The 661-nt window shown below is 68.2% G+C and carries 1 protein-coding gene; it reads right to left on the minus strand.

Annotated features, from left to right (window positions below; translation table 11 throughout):
• Positions 1-510 (minus strand): AAA family ATPase (locus tag J0A65_RS24970; RefSeq protein ID WP_206596925.1); only part of this gene is annotated, 510 nt, incomplete at its 3' end.
• Positions 511-661 lie beyond the last annotated feature (151 nt).

Consider the following 661-nt stretch of genomic DNA (forward strand, 5'->3'; position numbering starts at 1 on the left):
CGGCAGACTCGCCAGGAAGCGGTTGATGGCCTGGCGGGAGTCCAGGCGCAGATACTGACACGACGGCGGTGCGTTGCGCATTTCCTCGGCATAGCGCTGGCGGTAGTCGGGATGGCGGGTCCAGGCCCAGGCCAGGATGGAGGCGCGCGGGTTCAGCTTGAACAGGTTGCTCCAGCGCTCGCGGTTGCCATTCCACAGCGTTTCTCGCGTCGCCAGGCGGCGCAGGGTACGCCAGATCACTTGGCGCATCACCTTGCGCCGGGGCAGGTCCAGCCAGATCACCATGTCCGAGCGTTCGCGCACCTGCGGGCGCACGAGCGAGTAGTTGCCTTCGACCACCCAGCCGTCACCTTGCAGCGCCTCGTGCGTGGCCCGCTGAAATTCCCCGTCGGGGAGCGGCTGCCAGTCGGGCTGGTGGTACAGCGCGTCGAGTTCGACGTGGCGATAGCCCAGGTGCCGAGCCAGGCGCCGGGAAAGCGTGGTCTTCCCGGCGCCCGAACAACCCACCACCGAGATTCGGCGGCCGGGTGCGATAGGCCCTGTCGGGCAGGTAGTCGGTGGCACGGGGTCAACCATGGCTGAGTGTCAGCCAGGCAAGCGCTGCGCCCACCAGGCAGAGGAAACCGAACGCCGCGATCCAGGCGCTGCGTGAGCCCATCGG

The organism is Bowmanella yangjiangensis (genome assembly GCF_017255015.1).
In the GTDB taxonomy this organism is placed as follows: domain Bacteria; phylum Pseudomonadota; class Gammaproteobacteria; order Enterobacterales; family Alteromonadaceae; genus Bowmanella; species Bowmanella yangjiangensis.